A 449-nucleotide genomic window follows, 5' to 3' on the forward strand; every position below is an offset into this window, starting at 1 on the left:
TTCATCAGACAATCTGTGTGAGCACTACAAAGGCAGGTTCTTTAAGGTAAGGAGGTGATCCAACCGCAGGTTCCCCTACGGTTACCTTGTTACGACTTCACCCCAGTCATGAATCACAAAGTGGTAAGCGCCCTCCCGAAGGTTAAGCTACCTACTTCTTTTGCAACCCACTCCCATGGTGTGACGGGCGGTGTGTACAAGGCCCGGGAACGTATTCACCGTAGCATTCTGATCTACGATTACTAGCGATTCCGACTTCATGGAGTCGAGTTGCAGACTCCAATCCGGACTACGACGCACTTTATGAGGTCCGCTTGCTCTCGCGAGGTCGCTTCTCTTTGTATGCGCCATTGTAGCACGTGTGTAGCCCTACTCGTAAGGGCCATGATGACTTGACGTCATCCCCACCTTCCTCCAGTTTATCACTGGCAGTCTCCTTTGAGTTCCCG

1 rRNA gene is annotated in these 449 nt (G+C 51.7%); it reads right to left on the reverse strand.

The features are described 5' to 3' along the window. Window positions 1-47: 47 nt before the first annotated feature. Window positions 48-449, reverse strand: a 16S ribosomal RNA gene (locus tag KK102_RS22085); the annotation flags it as partial.

This window comes from Enterobacter quasimori (assembly GCF_018597345.1).
Lineage (GTDB): Bacteria > Pseudomonadota > Gammaproteobacteria > Enterobacterales > Enterobacteriaceae > Enterobacter > Enterobacter mori.